The sequence below is a fragment of the Lonsdalea britannica genome, from assembly GCF_946477055.1.
In the GTDB taxonomy this organism is placed as follows: domain Bacteria; phylum Pseudomonadota; class Gammaproteobacteria; order Enterobacterales; family Enterobacteriaceae; genus Lonsdalea; species Lonsdalea britannica_A.
Genome location: NZ_CAMKXG010000008.1, coordinates 1 through 18,418, shown reverse-complemented (window position 1 = coordinate 18,418; position 18,418 = coordinate 1). Strand labels below are relative to the sequence as shown.

The following is an 18,418-nucleotide window of genomic DNA, read 5'->3' as shown; positions in this document are numbered from 1 at the left end:
GGCGTGAGGAGTGTAGCGACGTGATGAAGACGGTGGAGTGGCACGACTGGGGCGTCGACGATCTGACGGTACAGACGCTGTATGACGTGCTGCGGCTGCGTAATCAGGTGTTTATTGTGGAACAAACCTGCCCGTATCAGGACATCGACGGGCAGGATCTGACGCCGGGCCATCGCCATATCGTCGCCTGCCGACAGGGGCAGCTGCTGGCCTATGCGCGTTTATTGGCGCCGACGCCTGAGCGCGACGCGGTCGCCATCGGCCGCGTGATCGTCTCCGCCGAGGCGCGTGGACAGAAGATGGGGCATCAACTGATGGCGCAGGCGCTGTCGGCCTGCGCTCGTCACTGGCCGCAGAGTCGCTGCTATTTGTCGGCGCAGGCGCACCTGCAAGACTTCTACCGTCAGCTGGGTTTTGTCGCCGTCGGCGAGGCCTATGAGGAAGACGGGATACCGCACGTTGATATGTTCCTCGCGTCTCCGCCTTCCGCAGGTTGAGCCTTTTCCCGTTCAGCGCGTGCGTTGCTGAACGGGGAATCCTCTCGTTTTGCCTTCCCTTCAGTTATCTCTGCTCGCGAGCCGTAGTGCCGCAGCGGTCGAAGTGAACGCGTACAAACAATAAGTCGGAGAAAAGAAGGCGCAGAGGCAAAAACGCCCCGAGCGTGTGGATAACGCTTGGGGCGATGTGTGCCTGGTGCTTTAAGGGTTTAGCTGGCGGTACGGGAGATGGAGCTGCCTAGCTTTTGAACGTCCTGACCAAATCCGCGCGTGGTGTTACAACCGCTCAGAACGGTGGTTATCAACAGTACAGCCGTCAGTAATGTGATGTTTTTCATCGTGGTTTACCTGCTACCTCAGTATCAGTCCTGTCTTCACTTTGTCATATTCTCGCCTGCGAGTTCAATGCGCTTTATCGCGTCGTCAGCGATTTTTATGCAGCATGACGGCGGGCGGCGAAATCAGTCGGCGAGAAAGCCTTCCAGCAGCGTATTCAGGAACAGTTTGCCGTGCTCGGTGATCTGCCAGTGGCGGTCGGTTTCCGTCAGAAAACCTTGCGCCAGCGCCGCGTCGATCTGCGGGCGGATCGCCTGCTCCGTCAGTCCAGTATAGTTCGTGAAATCAGCGCGTGGCGCAGGCTCCAGCAACCGGAAACGGTTCATAAAGAATTCGAATGGACGGTCATTTAACGGCACGTCGGTGGTTTGATGCAGATACTCGCCCCGCATGTAGCCGCGCGGATGGCGGGTTTTGGCGGTGCGCACAATGCGTCCGTCCGCGAACGTCAGCTTGCCGTGCGCGCCGCAGCCGATCCCGAGATAGTCGCCGAAGCGCCAATAGTTCAGGTTGTGCTGGCACTGGTAGCCGGGGCGGGCGTAGGCCGAGGTTTCATACTGCTGGTAGCCTGCGGCGCTCAGCAACTCATGTCCGGCGCTAAAAATGTCCCAGAGCGCGTCGTCATCCGGCAGCGTCGGCGGGCGGGAGCCAAAGAGCGTGTTGGGTTCGATGGTGAGCTGATACCACGACAGGTGCGGCGGGTTCAGCGCGATAGCCTGACGTAAATCGTCCAGCGCCTCTTCCAGCGACTGCTGTGGCAAGCCGTGCATCAGGTCGAGGTTGAAGCTACGCAGGCCCAACTGTTCGGCTAGTCGCGCGGCGCGTTTCGCCTCTTCCGGCCCGTGGATGCGGCCCAGACGCTGGAGTTTGTCCGGGCTGAAACTTTGTACGCCGATGGAAATACGATTGATGCCCGCCTGTTGGTAGCCGCTGAAGCGGTCGGCTTCGACGGTGCCGGGGTTGGCCTCCATCGTGACTTCGGCCTCGGGCAGCAGTTCCAGTCTGGCGCGCACGCCGTCCAGCAGCTGTTGCATCGCTTCGGCGCTCAGCAGGCTGGGCGTGCCGCCGCCGATGAAGATCGAATGCAGCGGACGTCCTTGCGCCATCGCCAGATCCGCATCCAGATCGGCCAGCAGGTGATCCACATATTCCCCGTGCGGCACCTCGCCTTTGAGCGCGTGCGAGTTGAAGTCGCAGTACGGACATTTCTGCACGCACCAGGGAATATGGATGTAGAGGCTGAGTGGAGGCAGCTTAAGCATTGCGCAGGGCATCCAGCAATTGGCGAAGCGCTTTACCACGGTGGGAGCGGCTCAGCTTTTCGCTGCGGGTCAGTTCTGCTGCGGTGACGCCTGCGTCCGGTACGACGAAAATCGGGTCATAGCCAAAACCGCCGCCGCCCGCCGGTTCACGGGCGATAGTGCCCTGCCAGCTGCCGTGACACACCAGCGGCGTGGGGTCGTCGGCATGCATCAGGAACACCAGCACACAGTGAAAACGGGCGGTGCGTTGGTCGTCCGGCACGTCCTGCAGAGCGTCCAGCAGCTTGTTGAGATTCTGCTGGTCGTCGGCGTCTTCGCCCGCATAGCGCGCGGAGTAGATCCCTGGCGCGCCGGCCAGCGCATCCACGGCCAGACCCGAGTCGTCGGCGATGGCGGGCAGCCCGGTGATCCGCGAGGCGTGACGGGCCTTGAGGATGGCGTTTTCAATAAACGTCAGGCCGGTCTCTTCGGCGGAGTCCACGCCCAGATCGGTTTGCGCCACGATGTCCAGCCCGAAATCCGCCAGCAGATCGGCGAGCTCACGCACTTTACCGGCGTTGCCGGTGGCTAATACGACTTTTTGCATCAGTTATTCAGTCCTGAGAAGGTGAAGCGATGAGTTCCGCGACGTTGGCGGGGATCGTCTGGGGATCGACGATTTTGATCTGTTTATGCCGACCCAGCTCGCCTTTTTCAATAATCACTTTGCTTTTGGCGACGCGAAACTGCTTGGAGAGAAATTTGACCAGATGCGCGTTGGCCTGACCGTCGACCGGCGGTGCGGTGATCGCCACCTTCAGCTCTTCGCCGTGCAGGCCGACAATCTGGTCGCGGCTGGCTTTCGGCTGTATGTACAGCCGAATCACCAGTTCGTCCCGATCGTAGCTGACTGCACTCACAGCAGGAACCACAGTCCGGGGAACAAATCCATGCCGAGGTAGTTCAGCAGATACAGGATCAGGATGACGACCATCGCGGAGAAGTCGAGGCCGCCCATCGCAGGCAGTATGCGGCGAATCGGCGCCATCAGCGGTTCGGTCAGCTGGTAGAGCAGGTAGTCGACCGGGCTGCGGCCCTGGCTGATCCAGCTCATCAGCGAACGGATGATCACCATCCAGAACACCAGATAGCCTGCGGATTTGACCAGCGACAGCAGCCCAACCAGCAGATTCAACGGGCTGAGCGACAGGGTGCCGACCTGGATGAGCAGCAGCAACGGGTATTTCAGGGTCGTCAGCAGAAACGCCAGCAGCAGCGATGCGCTATCGATGGGGCCGAGCGAGGGGATGATGCGGCGCAGCGGTCCGACGATCGGCTGGGTCAGTTTGACCACGAACTGCGACAGCGGATTATAAAAATCGCTGCGCGACCACTGCATCCAGATGCGCAACAGCAGCACCATCACATACAGGTCGATTAGCGTTTTGACTAGAAACGTCAGAGTAAGCATAAATGCAACGGTTCCTTTCGGGTCAGAGGATGAGGTCGTGTGTGGAAAAGGCCACGATTAAAACAGCTTTTCCATTTCTTTGGCGCGAGCGACGGCGGCCTGCATGGCCTCCGACACGGTTTCAGCCAGATGCTGTTCGTTGAATACCCGCAGCGCTTCCGCCGTGGTGCCGCCCTTGGAGGTGACATTTTCACGCAGGGTAGACAAAGCTTTGTCCGGGCTGGCGGCGACCAGCGCGGCGGCGCCGGTGGCGGCCTGCTGAACCAGCTGGCGTGCCGTCTGGGTATCGAATCCCTGACGTTCGGCTTCCCGCTGCATGGCTTCCATAAACAGGAAGAAGTAGGCCGGAGCGCTGCCCGCGGCGGCGATGACGCCGTTAATCTGCGCTTCCTCATCAACCCAGCAGACTTCGCCGACGCTGCTCATCAGGCTGCTGGTAAAGTCGCGGTCAGCCTTGCTCACGTTGTCGGGCGCATACAGTCCGCTCATCCCCTTACAGACCAGAGACGGCGTGTTAGGCATGATCCGGACGATATTCAACGGTTTGCCCAGCAGCGCCTCAAAACGGGCGACGCTGACGCCTGCGGCGATGGACAGCACCAGCTTGTTGCTGAAGTCGACGTTCGACGCCAGCGCTGAGCACACGTCTCCCATCAGCTGAGGTTTCACCGCCAGTACCACGACGTCGGCCTGTTGTACGCAGTCGACGTTGTCGCCGGAACTGATAACGCCATACTCTCTGGCCAACGCATCGCGACGCGTCGCCGTCGGGGCGCTCACGGCAATGTGTGTGGCGGGATAACCGCCGTCGATTAAGCCAGCAATAATGGCCTGCGCCATGTTACCTGCGCCAATAAAGGCAATTTTACGGTGTTCCATCGGATTCTCGCTGTAGTCGGGTGTCTGTTAAGCGTTAGGCGGCGGAGTAATCTCTCGCGCCAAAAATCGCCGTGCCAATGCGGACCAGCGTGCTGCCTGCGGCAATGGCCGCCGGCATGTCGTCGGTCATCCCCATGGAAAGGGTATCCACCTGAGGATAACGGCTCCTGAGCGGCTGAAAAAGATCGGACAGCTGGCGGAAAACGGCGAGCTGTCGCTCATAGTCGCTTTCCGGCGCGGGGATCGCCATCAGGCCGCGCAGGCGCAGGCGGGGCATCGCCGCGACGCTGGCGGCCAGCGCGGGCAAGGCGTCCGCCATCATGCCGGACTTGCTCGCTTCCTGGCTGATATTAACCTGTAGCAGGACATTGAGCGGCGGCAGCTCGTCCGGTCGCTGATCGTTCAGGCGCTGCGCAATGCGCAGGCGATCGATAGTGTGGCACCAGTCGAAGTGCTCCGCCACCAGCCGGCTCTTGTTGGACTGCAAAGGACCGATGAAGTGCCATTCCAACGGCATATCAGGCTGAGCGGCGCGAAAATGCAGGATTTTGTCCACGCCTTCCTGGACATAGTTTTCGCCGAAGGCGCGCTGTCCGGCTTCGATCGCCGCTTCAATCGCGCTGACGGGTTTGGTTTTGCTGACGGCCAGCAGCGTGACATCTTCGGGAAGGCGTCCGCAGCGTTCGGCCGCCGCTGAAATTTGCTGCCTGACGCCTTCTAGATTCTGCTGCACAGTCTGTGTCGTAAGGTTCGTGCTCATAGTCATTCAGGAGGCTTATGTGTGATTTGAAATATCGGTTCGGCAGATAGTGTAAAACAGAATGACCCGGATCTGCACCTTGAAGGGTAACCTGTCCGGCGGGCTGAGTTCTTTAATGCATTAAAAAACGCGCGTATGGAAGAGTTTGGTCTAAGCTAAAAACCTGCAAGCTGAATGGGTTCGGCGTCAACCTGCCAGTTTGCATTGTTCGACAGATTAAACGGTGACCGCTATTTACATGGAATTTTCAATGAATAAAAAGAAAACAATCGCGACCGTCGGTGTCGCCTTGCTCCTTCCCTTTATGGCTGATTCAGCCCGCGCCGCCGCTCCCTCGTCCCCGCCTATCGGCAAAATTTGCAAAGCGACCACCTCGTTAATTTTTGGACGTAGTACCCAGATCATGAAGCTCGACAACGTCGAAAACGGCATCGCCTACGTACACTACTTCCGGCCCGGCGACCGCTCCCGCTGGGCGATCAAATGCAAAGTGGCGGACAATCGCGTGCTGTGGGCCAGTAACAATCCCGACAGTATCGGACGTTGGCGCAACGATCCCGCCGATGAAATCATCACCTACCGCATTCACGGCGATGCGCTCGACATTAGCGAAATCTACTCCGATGGATCTCAGGAACAGCAGTCTTACTCTCTAAGCGCGCTGTAACGCCGAAAGCCGTTCCGGACGGGATAACCCCGCCCGGAACTAGCGCTTAAACGTAGTCGATGCGCTCGGGCGTACGACGCATGATCACCTTACCGTGGCGTATGGACACCAGCGCCTTGGCCTGACGACGCACGGCCTCGTAATCATTTTCCGCATCCAGAATCAGCAGATTGGCGGGTCGGCCGACGACCAGACCGTAATTTTCTCCCAGATGCATCGCTTTAGCGCTGTTATCGGTCACGAAGTCTAGGCAGCGCTGTAGGTCTTTGTAGCCCATCATGTGACAGATATGCAGCCCGGCATCCAGCACCCGCAGCAGATTGCCGTTGCCCAGCGGATACCACGGGTCTTTGATGGAGTCCTGCCCAAAACAGACGTTCATCCCGGCACGGTCCAGTTCGGCGACGCGGGTGATGCCGCGCCGTTTCGGGAAGGTGTCGAAACGGCCTTGCAGGTGGATGCTTTCCGTCGGGCAGGAGACAAAGCTGATGCCGGAGCGCTTGAGCAGACGAAACAGCTTGGAGCAGTAGGCGTTATCATAGGAACCCATCGCCACCGTGTGGCTGGCGGTGACGCGCTCGCCCATGCCGCGCACGCGCGCTTCTTCGGCCAGCACTTCCAGAAAGCGTGACTGAGGATCGTCGGTCTCATCGCAGTGAACATCCACCAGACATCCGCGACGCTCCGCCAAATCCATCAGAAACTTCACTGAGCTTACGCCCTGTTCGCGGGTATTTTCGAAGTGCGGGATCCCGCCCACGACGTCGGCGCCCATGTCGATAGCCTGTTCCATCAGCTGACGGCCATCGGGGAACGACTCGATCCCTTCCTGCGGAAACGCGACGATCTGCAAATCGATCAGATCGCGCGCTTCCTCTTTGACTTCCAGCATGGTCTTCAAGGCGCCCAGCGTAGGGTCGGTCACGTCGATGTGGGTGCGTACATGCTGGATGCCATGATCCCGCAGCAGGCCGATGGTACTGTGCGCCCGGCGCTTGGTATCTTCGTGGGTGATGGTGGCTTTACGCTGGCTCCAGCGTTCAATGCCTTCGAACAGCGTGCCGCTCATGTTCCACTCAGGTTCACCGGCGGTCAGCGTCGCATCGAGGTGAATATGCGGCTCGACCAGCGGCGGGATCACCAGCCGTTCGCCCGCATCGATGTCCTCGGGCGCGGCCGTCATCGGACCGCTCTGCGGCTCGATGGCGGCGATCAGGCCGTCGTGAAAGCTCAGCGTGTAGAGGCCCGGCTGATGGCGAAGGGCGGCATTGATAATCTTCATAACAACTCCTGTTGTTGTGCATTGGACATACGCCAGACCAGCAAAGCGACCGACGCATTCAAGCGAAACTGGGGATCGCTCAACGCGTTCCCTGACTGTTGTTCGATGCGCTGCAAACGCTGGTGCAGCGTGTTGCGATGGATATGCAGCCGCTCGGCGGCTTTGATCAGATTGCCGTTTTCCTGCAGCACGGCGTCGAGCGTTTCCACCAGCTGATGCGGATGCTTGCGGTGCGGCTCGAAGAGCATCCCCAGCGTCTCCTTCATGAACTGCGTGACCAGCTCGGGCTCTTTGACGGCGGTGAGCAGTTTAAGCACGCCCAGCTCACTATAGTCGCACTGGCCTTTGTCCGGCTGCATGCTCTCCGTGACATCCAGCGCGCGCCGCGCTTCGATCAATCCCTGCCGGTAGTGCGCCGCCGAGATCACCGTGGATGAGATACCGCTGAACAGACGCAGGGGACGGATCTGATTGTCGATCGTTTGCTGAAGGTGTTGCAGCCGCTGTTTGCTGCGCCGGAATGGCTGATCGTCGTCGGGCAACAGCAGAATAAACAGTTCGCCCAGGACGATCAGCGGCAGCCCGGGATCGTGGCTGGCCAGATCCGCCTCCAGCTGCTGTTGGATCTGCTGTCGGGCCGACTGCAACTGCGTTTCGGCCGCAATGGGATCGTGCGCATTGAACAACGTTTGCGTGCCGCTTAGCCGCAGCGCGGCGATCCGACGCGGCTGCTCCAGCGCGAGGTGGAGATGGCTGGCGCGCTGGCTGGCGATTGCCAGGCTCGGGTACTCGCCGGTCAGCAGCTGGATCAGAATGTCTCTTTGAGATCGCAGCGTCGCTTCTCGCTGGACCAGCGCGGTGCCGACCAACTGGGTGACGATCACCATCTTGAGCGAATAGGGCTGCTCTATCAATGGAATGCCCAGCGTGTCCGCGAGCGCGATAACCGCGTCGGGGATCGCATGAATAAAGGCTTCTCCGGTGAGGATCACCATGCCCGCGATACCGTGCTGGTGTCCTTCACGCAGTAGCTGCAACAGGTTTTCTTCGTTGCGCGGGTGGTTGATCCCGGTGACGAAGACCAGTTCGCCGCCCATGATCCATTCGGCGATCCCTTCATTTTCCGCCACGTAGTACCACCGCACCGCGCGATGAATGTTGTGCGCGCCGCCGCGTAGCTGCAATGGCTCCAGCCCCGGCAGCGACAGAATTTCACTGATGCTCAAACTCATGGCTGCTCCTCTCGTTGCGTCAGGGGCGCGCGGCGTCCGCTCAACAGCGTGAAGAGTATGTACAGGCTGGCGGAGGCCGCGATGCCGACCAGCGGGGCAATCCACGGCGAGAAGTAGGCCAGCGCGGCGCCGATGGCGTAGGCGGCCAGTCCGTTGACGTTAAAGCGCGGCAACACGGTCTGCTGGATCGCCGGATAGTGGCCGCGGTAGCGAAACCAGTAGTCGGCCATGATGACGCCGCCGATGGGCGGGATGATGGAACCCAGCAGCACCAGAAACGGGATCAGCATTTCGTACATGCCGCCGATGGCTAGCAGGATGCCGATGGCCGCGCCGACGAGAGTCAGCGTCCGGCGACGTTCGCTGCGCAACAGGTGGCAGGCGGCGGCGGAGACGTTATAGAGCGTCGGTCCCTGAATAGTCCACAGGTTGAGGCACAGCATAATCACGGCCGCGACCGACAGCCCCTGAAGCATCATCACCGCGACGATATCCGCCTGCTGATAGACGATGGCGCACCAGGCGCCGGAGACGATCATCAGGCCGTTGCCGCCCAGAAAGCTGATGATGCTGGCGCCGACGGCGATTTTGCCGCTGCGTGACAGCCGGGTCCAGTTGGTGGCCTGCGTGGCGCCGCTGGCGAAGGTGCCGAACACCATTGTTATCGCGGCGGACCAGGTCATGGTATTAGACGGTGAAATATGGGTCAGGCCGCTCCAGCCGCCCGCGTCGCGGGTGGCGATCCACATCGATGCCACCAGCAGGATAAACATCAGCGGCACCGAAATACGGGACAGAATGTCGAGCCCTTTAAAACCCGCCAGCGCGGTAATGGAGAAACCCAGCCCGAACAAAATCATCAGAGGAACGGTATATCCCGGCGGCAGATCCAATAGCTTTACCAGCGAAATAGCGAGGGTGGCGGTGCCCCAGGCGTACCAGCCCAGCTCGGCGAATCCGAGCAGAAAGTCCGACAGCTTGCTGCCCGCTTCGCCAAAACAGAAGCGCCCCATCAGCACGGAGTTGAGGCCGCTGCGGGCGGCGATGAGCCCTAACGAGGCGGCATACAGCGCCAGCAGCAGATTGCCGATGGTGGCGATCCACAGCATGTCGACTAAGGGGAAGGCGACGCCCAGCTTACCGCCCGCGAACATCGTGCCCGTAAAAAACGTAAAGCTGAACAACACCATCGAGATCGAGAGCAACCCTTTGCGCTGATTCTTGGGCGTTTCACTCAAGGGAAACTCATTCGGTTCTGACATGACGATGACCTCTGTTTAACGTAAGTAGGGGGGAGACCTGAGTTAACAGAGCAATTAACGTGCCTGTTTTCTGAACCGAAGAAAGCAGGCAGTGGATACAATGAGTATTGTGCAGTTTGCCCGGTTTTTTCGTCTTTATTTCCGGTAACCGCTCTATGATTGTGCGTTTTGCCCGATAGTTGCACTGATATCGACAGGCGAGTCGTGAGGACTCGAGGGGCGTTGCGATGGAAAGAACGAGGGCGGGGCGATAAAAGGTCGCCGCCGCGAATACGGCGACGACGGTCGGGGATCAGGGCAGTAGCGGGAGCTTATCGCCGATGCGGAACATCGCCATCGCTTCCACCAAGTGGCGGGATTGCGCTTCCAGCGATTCGGTCGTCGTGGCAGAAGCTTTGACCAGCGCGGCGTTCTGCTGAGCGACTTTGTCTATCTGAGTAAAGGCGATGTTGACCTGCTCGATGCCGCGGTGCTGCTCTTGAGACGCATAGGAGATTTCTTTCATCAGGCTGGTGATGCGGTTAATCTCGCCGGATACCTCGTCCATGGTCTCGCCCGCCTGTGAGGCCAGCGTCAGCCCCTCGGTCACGTGGGTCTGCGAATCCATGATCAGCGTTCGAATTTCCTTGGCGGCCTGTCCGCTGTGCTGGGCCAGATTGCGGACCTCGCTCGCCACTACCGCGAATCCTTTGCCTTGTTCTCCGGCGCGAGCCGCTTCCACGGCCGCGTTCAGCGCCAGAATGTTGGTCTGAAATGCGATGCCGTCGATGACGCCGAGGATGTCGCTGATGCGTTTGGCGCTATTGGCGATTTCCTGCATTTTCTCAATGACGTAGCACACCGATTCGTTGCCCCGGTCGGTGGTGTCCGAGACTTTATCGGTCAACTGATGCGCCAGCGTGGCGTTGTCGGCGTTGTGTTTGACCGTCGCGCTGAGCTGTTCCAGGCTGGCTGCGGTCTGCTCGAGTGCGGCCACTGAGGCTTCGGTACGCTCTTCGAGGTGGCGGTTGCCGGACGTGAGTTCATGGCTGCCGCGGTCAATGTGAGTACTGGCGTCTCGCACTTGTTCGACCGACGCCAGCAGCGCGAGCTGCATGCGCTCAATGGCGTCGCTCAGTCGGCCCAGCTCATTATCGCCGCCCGCCGGAATCCGCTGCGTCAGATCGCCCGCCGCCACCTGTTCCAACTGGTCAACCGCCCGGTCGAGCGGCTTGAGCAGCATATGCCGCAGCGCCATCCAGCCAAGAAACACCAGCAGCAGCGATAGCAGGCCCGCTACGCTAATCAGCAACAGCATGACGCGTTCGTTATGTTCGGCGTCCTGAATACGGTCAACCGCCTGCTGCTGCGCATAGGTTCGAAACGCTTGAATCGCGCTGTCGAACGCCATCGACAGCGGCGTCAGATTGCTTTCCAACAGCGTGTAGTATTCGTCCGTATACTGTTTTTGCAGCGATTCCACCATCGGGTTGAGGCCCTGTTCCAGATAGCGTTGATAGGATGTCGCGACGTTCTTCGCCAGCGTGAGTCCTTCCTCCGACGCATTGTCGGTCTGGGAAAACTGCTGGATAACGTTTGTGGCGCTCTGGACCTCGCGGGTCAGGCGTTCGGTTTCCTGCGCGCCGATATCGAGCAGCCCTATCTCGATTTTCCGGACGGCCAGCGTGGCCGAGGCTCTCGCCTGCAGCGTGAGGTTATAACCGCTCATCAGGCCGCCCAGCTGTATGCCCTGAATGTGGTTTAGCGCGCCGAGCGATTGTCGGCTTTGATTAATGGCGTGGATGCCCATGCCGCTGACGATAAGCAGCAGCAGGGTGATAAGCGTTAACAACGATAAAAGACCGGTACGAATGGAGAGGTTCTTCAAACGCATGATGTCGATTCCCTGTGTGTAGAAAAATCACGGGCGGCATCACTGCAACGCCGCCGGACGTTGCCTGCTATAAATAAGAATCTGTCCCTGACTGACCCTGTTGAATCTGGGCAGCGCTCGGTACCCTGACGTAACCTCTGTACGCTCAGGTGGGTGCGCACTGTTCGTGTTCGAACGAGGTGTACTCATGGGATAAGGCCACAAGAAGAGTGGAATCAGAACATATCAGAAGAGCGATGAGGGCAGGAAACAGGATTCCCTTATCTTATGGCGGAGCCAAAAGAGGGCAAAATGAAGTGAAATTGTCGTTAAACGTTAAATAATTGGCCCTGATGTTTGCCGCTGGTTTATTATCTGCTGATAAAAAATGAGCATGTAGTGTGAGATGCCGTTTACGATTGTGTGGTTGCGTAGCACGGCGGGGAACCTGAAAGCACGGGGCGGCTTCCTCAGCGACACCCGAAAATGTCCCCAGAGGTGAATGTGCAGTTAACACGTTTTACGGATTATGGCCTGCGAGCGCTGATCTATCTGGCGTCGTTGCCGGAAGGAAAAATGACCAGTATTACCGAGGTGACCGACGTTTACGGCCTCTCACGCAATCATATGGTCAAAATTATCAATCAACTGAGCCGCGCCGGGCTGATTAACGCGGTCCGTGGAAAAAATGGCGGCATCCGACTGGGCCGGGACCCGGCTACCATCCGCCTCAGCGACGTATTGCGAGAACTGGAGCCGCTGACCTTGGTCAACTGCGATCGCGATGCGTGTCACATAACTTCCGCCTGCCGTCTCAAGCAGGCCCTTCATCAGGCAGTGCAGAGTTTCCTGCAGGAGCTGGACAGTTACACGCTGGCTGATATGGTGAAAGAAAATCCGCCGCTATACCAATTACTTCTGGTTGAATAAGCAATCCGTTCAGCCACCTGCCGATGACAACGGAGGAAACTTAATGTCACAAGACCCATTTCTCGAACGAGAAGCAGAAAAATACGAATCACCGATTCCTAGCCGAGAATACATTCTGGCGCACCTCGCCAAGCGAGATACCCCTATCAGTCGTGAAGAACTGGCCAAAGATCTGGAACTGACGTCTGACGAACAACAAGAAGCGCTGCGTCGCCGCCTGAGAGCGATGGAGCGTGACGGCCAGCTGGTCTTCACCCGCCGTAAATGCTACGCCCTGCCTGAAAAACTGGATTTGCTTCGCGGTACGGTCATGGGCCATCGCGACGGCTTCGGTTTCCTGCGCGTCGAGGGTCGCAAGGACGACCTGTACCTGTCTGCCGAACAGATGAAAACAACGATACACGGCGACGTCGTACTGGCCCAGCCCCTCGGCGAAGACCGTAAAGGCCGCAGAGAAGGACGTATCGTCCGCGTTCTTGAGCCGCGGACTAGCCAGATCGTCGGCCGTTACTTTACCGAAGCCGGTACGGGCTTCGTGGTGCCGGACGACAGTCGTCTGAGCTTCGATATCCTGATCCCGCCTGAGGCGGTATCCACCGCCCGTATGGGATCGGTCGTGGTAGTCGAGCTGATGCAGCGTGCCACGCGTCGCTCCAAAGCGATCGGTAAGATTGTGGAAGTGCTGGGCGACAACATGGGGACCGGGCTGGCGGTGGACATCGCACTGCGCACCCATGATATTCCGCACGCCTGGCCGCCGGAAGTGGAAGAACAGGTCGGCGAATACAGCAGCGAGGTGCCTGAGAGCGCCAAACAGGGTCGCATCGATTTGCGTCAGCTGCCGTTAGTCACCATTGATGGCGAAGACGCTCGTGACTTCGATGATGCCGTTTTCTGCCAGAAGAAACGCGGCGGCGGCTGGCGTCTTTGGGTGGCAATTGCGGACGTGAGCTACTACGTACGCCCGGAGACGCCGCTTGATACCGAAGCGCGCGCCCGCGGCACGTCGGTTTACTTCCCGTCTCAGGTTGTGCCGATGCTGCCGGAAGCGCTTTCCAACGGCCTGTGCTCCCTGAACCCGCAGGTGGATCGTCTGTGCATGGTGTGCGAGATGACCATCTCCGCGCAGGGACGTCTTTCTTCCTACAAATTCTACGAAGCGGTGATGAGCTCTCACGCGCGTCTCACCTATACCAAGGTGTGGAACATTCTGCAGGGCGACAAAGCGCTGCGCGCGCATTACCAGCCGCTGGTCGGCGCGCTGGAAGAGTTGCACGAGATGTACAAAGTGCTGGATAAAGCCCGTGAACAGCGAGGCGGCATCGCGTTTGAAACGGAAGAGGCGAAGTTTATTTTCAACGCCGATCGCCGTATCGATCGCGTGGAAGCCGTGGTGCGTAACGACGCGCACAAGCTGATTGAAGAGTGCATGATCCTGGCGAATATCGCGGCGGCCAAGTTCGTTGAGAAACATGAAGAGCCTGCGCTATTCCGCGTCCACGATCGTCCTACCGAAGACCACGTTCTGGCGCTGCGCAGCGTGCTGGGCGAGCTGGGTCTGACGCTGAAAGGCGGTATGAAGCCCCAGCCTCAGGACTATGCGGAGCTGATGACGCAGCTGGCCGACCGTCCGGACCGCGACATGTTGCAGACCATGCTGCTGCGTTCGATGAAGCAGGCGGTTTACGATCCGGAAAACCGCGGCCACTTCGGGCTGGCGCTGACGTCCTATGCGCACTTCACCTCGCCGATCCGCCGCTATCCCGATCTCTCGTTGCACCGGGCGATCAAATATCTGTTGAGCGACCGTAAAGCGCGTTCCACCGCGACCGGCGGCTGGCATAGCGATATGGCGGAATGCCTGCAACTGGGTCAGCACTGTTCCATGACGGAACGCCGTGCGGATGAAGCGACGCGTGACGTTGCGGACTGGCTGAAATGCGACTTCATGCAGGATCATGTGGGCGAAGTCTTCACCGGCGTGATCTCCAGCGTTACCGGGTTCGGCTTCTTCGTCCGTCTCAACGATCTGTTTATCGACGGGCTGGTTCACGTCTCGTCGCTGGATAACGACTACTATCGCTATGATAATATCGGCCAGCGTCTGATTGGCGAATCACGCGGTCAGGTTTACCGCTTGGGCGACGTAGTCGAAATCCGCGTCGAAGCGGTGCATATGGACGAGCGCAATATCGACTTCGCACTGGTCTCTTCCACGCGCAAAGTGCGCGGCGAAGGGAAAACGGCGCGTGACCGGATGAAGCAGGGCGACGGGAAAGACAATAAATCCCCTCGTCGTCGCAAGCCTGCCAACAAGCACGTTAACTTTGAGCCGGACAGCGCGTTCCGCAACGATAAAGACGGCGCCAAGAAAGCTGACGGCGGGAAAAAAACGCCGTCCAGAACCAAAAAGAACGCGCAGAAAACGCGTAAGATCGCTGCCGCCACCAAGGCCAAGCGCGCAGGCAAAAAGCCCGCCGCGGAATAGGTCTGACGCCTGACGGCAAGCGCAGCGTCGGCGAGGGGAAAACCTGGCTGATGAGCGTGTCGTCAGGCGCAGCGAAGCGTCTCCATTATCAACATCGCGGGCGGTTTACCGCCCGTTCTATCTGTCAAAAGAGTATCAATGAGCGAAATTATTTACGGTATCCACGCGGTTAAAGCCCTGCTGGAGCGCGACCCACAGCGTTTTCTCGAAGTCTTCATTCTGAAAGGTCGGGAAGACCGTCGTCTGCAGCCGGTTGTCGCCGAGCTGGAATCCAACGGCATCGCCGTGCAGGTCGCCAACCGCCAGTGGCTCGACAGCAAAGTCGAGGGTGCCGTACATCAGGGGATCATCGCCAACGTTAAGCCGGGGCGACAGCTTCAGGAAAACGATCTGCCTGAGCTGCTGGCTGCCCACGAAGCACCGTTCCTGCTGGTGCTGGACGGCGTGACCGACCCCCATAATCTGGGCGCTTGCCTGCGTAGCGCTGATGCCGCGGGCGTGAACGCGGTGATTGTTCCGCGCGACCGTTCCGCACAGCTGAACGCCACGGCGAAGAAAGTCGCCTGCGGCGCAGCGGAAAGCGTGCCGCTGATTCGCGTGACCAATCTGGCGCGTACGCTGCGTTTGCTGCAAGAGCACAACGTGTGGATTGTGGGAACGGCGGGCGAGGCTGACCATACGCTGTATCAAAGCAAGCTGACCGGCCCGATGGCGCTGGTGATGGGGGCGGAAGGTGAAGGAATGCGTCGATTGACGCGCGAGCATTGCGATGAGCTGATCAGCATTCCGATGGCGGGCAGCGTTTCTTCGCTGAACGTGTCGGTCGCTACCGGTGTATGCCTGTTCGAAGCGGTGCGCCAGCGCAGCTAAGACGGGATATGATGGCGGGAGCAAGCTGGCTCCCGCTGGATGATTCGCTTATTTGGCGGCGGTCGACGAGGCTTTGGCCGCGATGCGCTGTTCTACCGCATTACACCACAGTACCGACGTCTTGTTCGGCCAGGATTTCGCCGCCAGCTTACTCTCTACCGCCTGCTGCCAGGTCGTCGAACCAATCTGCACGCTGATCTGCGATTGGCCGAGGATATTCAGTTCGGACTCTACCCATAAATTCCATTCCAGGCTGCGGCAGGGCGCGGTGGCTGCCGTGGCGGAACCCGCACTGAACAGCAGAACGGCGATGGCCAATATTTTCTTCATTACATCCTCTCAATCGGGTGGTTTCAGGGTTTCTGGACCGTCGGCTGCCTGTATAGCACGGCAAAGGCTCTCCAGACGCCGGGGTTGAGCGCCTCGCTCTCCATCCGGCTGACAATCCGGTAATACTGCGCGCCGCGCTGATTAGCCTGGCGCTTCACTTCTCGGTCCGCGTCATCGGGACTCCCCCGCACGGTAACAGAAAGCGTGTCGATTCTATCCAGTGAAAAGCTTTGCTGCCGTGTGATTTCAATCGCCTGTTGACCGGGCGGCGGCGCGGGTTCTGGCGTGTTCAAGCCGCAGGCGGAGAGTAGCAGAGAACATGAAAATATCGCCAGTCGCTGACGTGTCCGTTGTAATGCGCTGTGCGCCAAAAAGAAAATCGCTGAACATGTTCGCTGAAAAGGCTGAGGCCTCGTCAACAGCATCTTCGCTGCCTGCTGGTGCGTGGATGACTCTGCTGGTTTTTCGCCTTTTATGTAGCGCTTTTCGCTGGTGGATTGGCTAATGGCTGTCGTTTTTTGCTTGCCAATTGCCTTATCGCAGTCGTAATATTCTGCTGTTTTCATTTCCACTCACCTATCGCATTGCAAAGGAGGTTCAGTATGACTTATTCACATTCAACCCTTTGCAGGCAATGTCAGGATTAATCACCGCAGTTTTCTGTTTCTTTGCGTCTTGTTCCGGCTTCTGCCTGCCCACGAAATCTTTTTCAATTGATCATTAGGATTGATCTATGGGCAATACAATTCGCTCTATTTCTGCGCGCGTGAATGTGATCGCGTCGCAAAACACCTGGATTGATGATACCGCCATTCAGCAATTGACCGCTACAGCCGGTCTGCCGGATATGGCGCGGGTGTCCGGCATGCCGGACCTGCATCCGGGGCGCGGCTATCCCATTGGGGCCGCTTTTTTCTCTCTCCGCCGTTTTTACCCTGCGCTGGTCGGTAACGATATCGGCTGTGGTATGGCGTTATGGCGCACCGGCTTATCTGCCGGCAAAATTTCTCTGGATAAGCTGGAGAAAAGATTGGGCAATATCGATGGTCCGTTGGACGACGTGCCGGACCTCGACGACGATATGCTGCCGCACCGGTTTTCTCTTGGCACCCTTGGCGGCGGTAATCATTTTGCCGAGCTGCAACAGGTGGATCAGGTCTACCAGCCGTCACTCTTTGAAGAAATGATGCCGGACGCCCGGCGACTCTTGCTGCTTGTGCATAGCGGGTCGCGAGGGCTAGGTCAGGCCATTTTGGAGCAGCACGTACGAAAGCACGGGCATCAAGGTCTGCGGGAGGGGACGCCCGACGCTGATGATTACTGGCGGCAGCATCAACAGGCGCTGCGCTTTGCCGAGGTTAATCGGCAGTGCATTGCCCTGCGTATGTTGCAACGGTGGCACACGGACGGCGAAGCCCTGCTGGATGTGGCTCACAATCTGGTGACGTCGACCACCATCGACGGCGAGGCCGGGTGGCTGCACCGCAAGGGCGCCACGCCGTCCGATGCCGGTCCGGTCGTCATCCCCGGCTCTCGCGGCGATTACAGCTATCTGGTACAGCCGCGGCCCGATGCAGTCAGTCTGTACTCACTGGCGCACGGCGCAGGCCGCAAATGGATGCGTACCGAATGCAAGGCGCGCCTGGAGCAGCGCTACAGCATGCAGGATCTGGCGCGTACCGCGCTGGGGAGTCGCGTCATCTGTCAGGATATACAGCTGATGTTTCAGGAGGCGCCTCAGGCGTACAAGTCGATTGATACGGTGATCGCGTCTCTGGAAGGGGCGGGACTGATCACGCCGATCGCGCGTTTGAAGCCGTTGTTAACGTATAAAACGCGGGGAGGTGCCGCATGATTTTTCTGCAACTCTCCGCCGCGCAAGGGCCTGATGAGTGCATGTTGGCGACCGCCAAGGCTTTACACACGCTGACGCGCGAAGCACACGCGTTGTCCGTCACGTTGGAGATGGTCGAAAGCGAATCCGGGGACCGGCCGGGAACGCTGAGATCCGCGTTGGTTCTACTGCAGGGCGACGCCGAGGAAGCGCTGGCGGACGCATGGTGCGGGACGTTGCAGTGGGTTTGTCCCAGTCCCTGGCGTAAAGGTCCCGGGCGTAAGAACTGGTTTATCGGCGTGCAGCGTTTCACCCCACAGCAAACGTTCACTGACGGAGAAATCCGTATCGAGACGCTCCGTTCTTCTGGTCCCGGTGGTCAGCATGTCAATAAGACGGAGTCTGCCGTTCGCGCGACGCATGTCGCCAGCGGCATCAGCGTACGGGTGCAAAGTGAGCGTAGCCAGCACGCCAATCGCCGTTTAGC

20 protein-coding genes are annotated in these 18,418 nt (G+C 59.0%); 7 read left to right on the top strand and 13 right to left on the bottom strand.

Translation table 11 applies throughout. The features are described from left to right. Nucleotides 1-23: 23 nt before the first annotated feature. Nucleotides 24-497 carry a GNAT family N-acetyltransferase gene (locus Q7O77_RS01490; RefSeq protein WP_304162830.1) on the top strand — a complete coding sequence of 158 codons (474 nt, stop codon included), beginning with the start codon at nucleotides 24-26 and terminating at the stop codon, nucleotides 495-497. A gap of 209 nt (nucleotides 498-706) precedes the next feature. Here Q7O77_RS01490 and Q7O77_RS01485 read toward each other — a convergent pair whose 3' ends face one another. From Q7O77_RS01485 to Q7O77_RS01455, 7 genes are all read right to left on the bottom strand, one after another. Then, a complete protein-coding gene (locus tag Q7O77_RS01485; protein ID WP_304162804.1) occupies nucleotides 707-835 on the bottom strand; it encodes an entericidin A/B family lipoprotein in 129 nt (42 codons plus the stop codon). 123 nt (nucleotides 836-958) lie between these two features. Further along, nucleotides 959-2,095: a radical SAM family heme chaperone HemW gene (gene hemW / locus Q7O77_RS01480; RefSeq protein ID WP_304162802.1), complete on the bottom strand. Its 1,137-nt coding sequence runs from the start codon at nucleotides 2,093-2,095 to the stop codon at nucleotides 959-961. After that, a complete protein-coding gene (gene rdgB, locus Q7O77_RS01475; protein ID WP_304162799.1) occupies nucleotides 2,088-2,681 on the bottom strand; it encodes an RdgB/HAM1 family non-canonical purine NTP pyrophosphatase in 594 nt (197 codons plus the stop codon). The genes hemW and rdgB overlap by 8 nt, the downstream gene beginning before the upstream one ends. Before the next feature lie 7 nt (nucleotides 2,682-2,688). Then, on the bottom strand, nucleotides 2,689-2,994 hold the full coding sequence (yggU, locus tag Q7O77_RS01470; RefSeq protein WP_085651113.1) for a DUF167 family protein YggU: 306 nt from the start codon (nucleotides 2,992-2,994) through the stop codon (nucleotides 2,689-2,691). Beyond that, nucleotides 2,991-3,545, bottom strand: coding sequence for a YggT family protein (locus Q7O77_RS01465; protein ID WP_304162794.1), 555 nt, complete (start codon nucleotides 3,543-3,545; stop codon nucleotides 2,991-2,993). The genes yggU and Q7O77_RS01465 overlap by 4 nt, the downstream gene beginning before the upstream one ends. Nucleotides 3,546-3,602: 57 nt before the next feature. Further along, nucleotides 3,603-4,424 carry a pyrroline-5-carboxylate reductase gene (proC, locus tag Q7O77_RS01460; protein ID WP_304162792.1) on the bottom strand — a complete coding sequence of 274 codons (822 nt, stop codon included), beginning with the start codon at nucleotides 4,422-4,424 and terminating at the stop codon, nucleotides 3,603-3,605. 34 nt (nucleotides 4,425-4,458) lie between these two features. After that, nucleotides 4,459-5,190, bottom strand: coding sequence for a YggS family pyridoxal phosphate-dependent enzyme (locus Q7O77_RS01455; RefSeq protein ID WP_304162789.1), 732 nt, complete (start codon nucleotides 5,188-5,190; stop codon nucleotides 4,459-4,461). Between the two features lie 244 nt (nucleotides 5,191-5,434). On the opposite strand from Q7O77_RS01455, the gene Q7O77_RS01450 reads away from it, so the two are divergent. Further along, entirely contained in the window at nucleotides 5,435-5,851 is a 417-nt protein-coding gene (locus Q7O77_RS01450) for a hypothetical protein (RefSeq protein WP_304162786.1), read from the top strand. A gap of 46 nt (nucleotides 5,852-5,897) precedes the next feature. Here the strand turns inward: Q7O77_RS01450 and codA are convergent, their stop codons facing one another. The 4 genes from codA to Q7O77_RS01430 all read right to left on the bottom strand — a co-directional run bounded on the left by codA (nucleotide 5,898) and on the right by Q7O77_RS01430 (nucleotide 11,500). Then, nucleotides 5,898-7,133: a cytosine deaminase gene (codA, locus tag Q7O77_RS01445; protein WP_304162783.1), complete on the bottom strand. Its 1,236-nt coding sequence runs from the start codon at nucleotides 7,131-7,133 to the stop codon at nucleotides 5,898-5,900. Then, a complete protein-coding gene (locus Q7O77_RS01440) occupies nucleotides 7,130-8,365 on the bottom strand; it encodes a PucR family transcriptional regulator (protein WP_304162780.1) in 1,236 nt (411 codons plus the stop codon). Before Q7O77_RS01440 ends, codA begins: the two co-directional genes overlap by 4 nt. Next, the gene (gene codB / locus Q7O77_RS01435) at nucleotides 8,362-9,627 is read right to left on the bottom strand and encodes a cytosine permease (protein ID WP_304162777.1); all 1,266 of its coding nucleotides are present in this window, start codon (nucleotides 9,625-9,627) and stop codon (nucleotides 8,362-8,364) included. Before codB ends, Q7O77_RS01440 begins: the two co-directional genes overlap by 4 nt. A gap of 292 nt (nucleotides 9,628-9,919) precedes the next feature. After that, the gene (locus tag Q7O77_RS01430; RefSeq protein WP_304162774.1) at nucleotides 9,920-11,500 is read right to left on the bottom strand and encodes a methyl-accepting chemotaxis protein; all 1,581 of its coding nucleotides are present in this window, start codon (nucleotides 11,498-11,500) and stop codon (nucleotides 9,920-9,922) included. A 483-nt stretch (nucleotides 11,501-11,983) separates the two neighbouring features. Here Q7O77_RS01430 and nsrR point away from each other — a divergent pair, with 483 nt between their 5' ends. The 3 genes from nsrR to rlmB all read left to right on the top strand — a co-directional run bounded on the left by nsrR (nucleotide 11,984) and on the right by rlmB (nucleotide 15,767). Beyond that, nucleotides 11,984-12,409, top strand: a complete 426-nt coding sequence (gene nsrR, locus Q7O77_RS01425; RefSeq protein WP_100053524.1) for a nitric oxide-sensing transcriptional repressor NsrR — start codon at nucleotides 11,984-11,986, stop codon at nucleotides 12,407-12,409. A 43-nt stretch (nucleotides 12,410-12,452) separates the two neighbouring features. Beyond that, a complete protein-coding gene (gene rnr / locus Q7O77_RS01420) occupies nucleotides 12,453-14,897 on the top strand; it encodes a ribonuclease R (protein WP_304162769.1) in 2,445 nt (814 codons plus the stop codon). 138 nt (nucleotides 14,898-15,035) lie between these two features. Continuing rightward, entirely contained in the window at nucleotides 15,036-15,767 is a 732-nt protein-coding gene (gene rlmB, locus Q7O77_RS01415; RefSeq protein ID WP_304162766.1) for a 23S rRNA (guanosine(2251)-2'-O)-methyltransferase RlmB, read from the top strand. A 48-nt stretch (nucleotides 15,768-15,815) separates the two neighbouring features. Here the strand turns inward: rlmB and Q7O77_RS01410 are convergent, their stop codons facing one another. After that, nucleotides 15,816-16,097 (bottom strand): hypothetical protein, encoded by a 282-nt coding sequence (locus tag Q7O77_RS01410; RefSeq protein ID WP_085651124.1) that lies wholly within the window; start codon nucleotides 16,095-16,097, stop codon nucleotides 15,816-15,818. 23 nt (nucleotides 16,098-16,120) lie between these two features. Beyond that, nucleotides 16,121-16,663 (bottom strand): biofilm peroxide resistance protein BsmA, encoded by a 543-nt coding sequence (gene bsmA, locus Q7O77_RS01405; protein ID WP_304162761.1) that lies wholly within the window; start codon nucleotides 16,661-16,663, stop codon nucleotides 16,121-16,123. Between the two features lie 167 nt (nucleotides 16,664-16,830). On the opposite strand from bsmA, the gene Q7O77_RS01400 reads away from it, so the two are divergent. Beyond that, on the top strand, nucleotides 16,831-17,952 hold the full coding sequence (locus Q7O77_RS01400; RefSeq protein ID WP_304162758.1) for an RNA ligase RtcB family protein: 1,122 nt from the start codon (nucleotides 16,831-16,833) through the stop codon (nucleotides 17,950-17,952). Beyond that, nucleotides 17,949-18,418, top strand: a 470-nt coding sequence (gene prfH / locus Q7O77_RS01395) for a peptide chain release factor H (protein ID WP_304162755.1), incomplete at its 3' end; no start/stop codon positions are given. The genes Q7O77_RS01400 and prfH, both read left to right, overlap by 4 nt.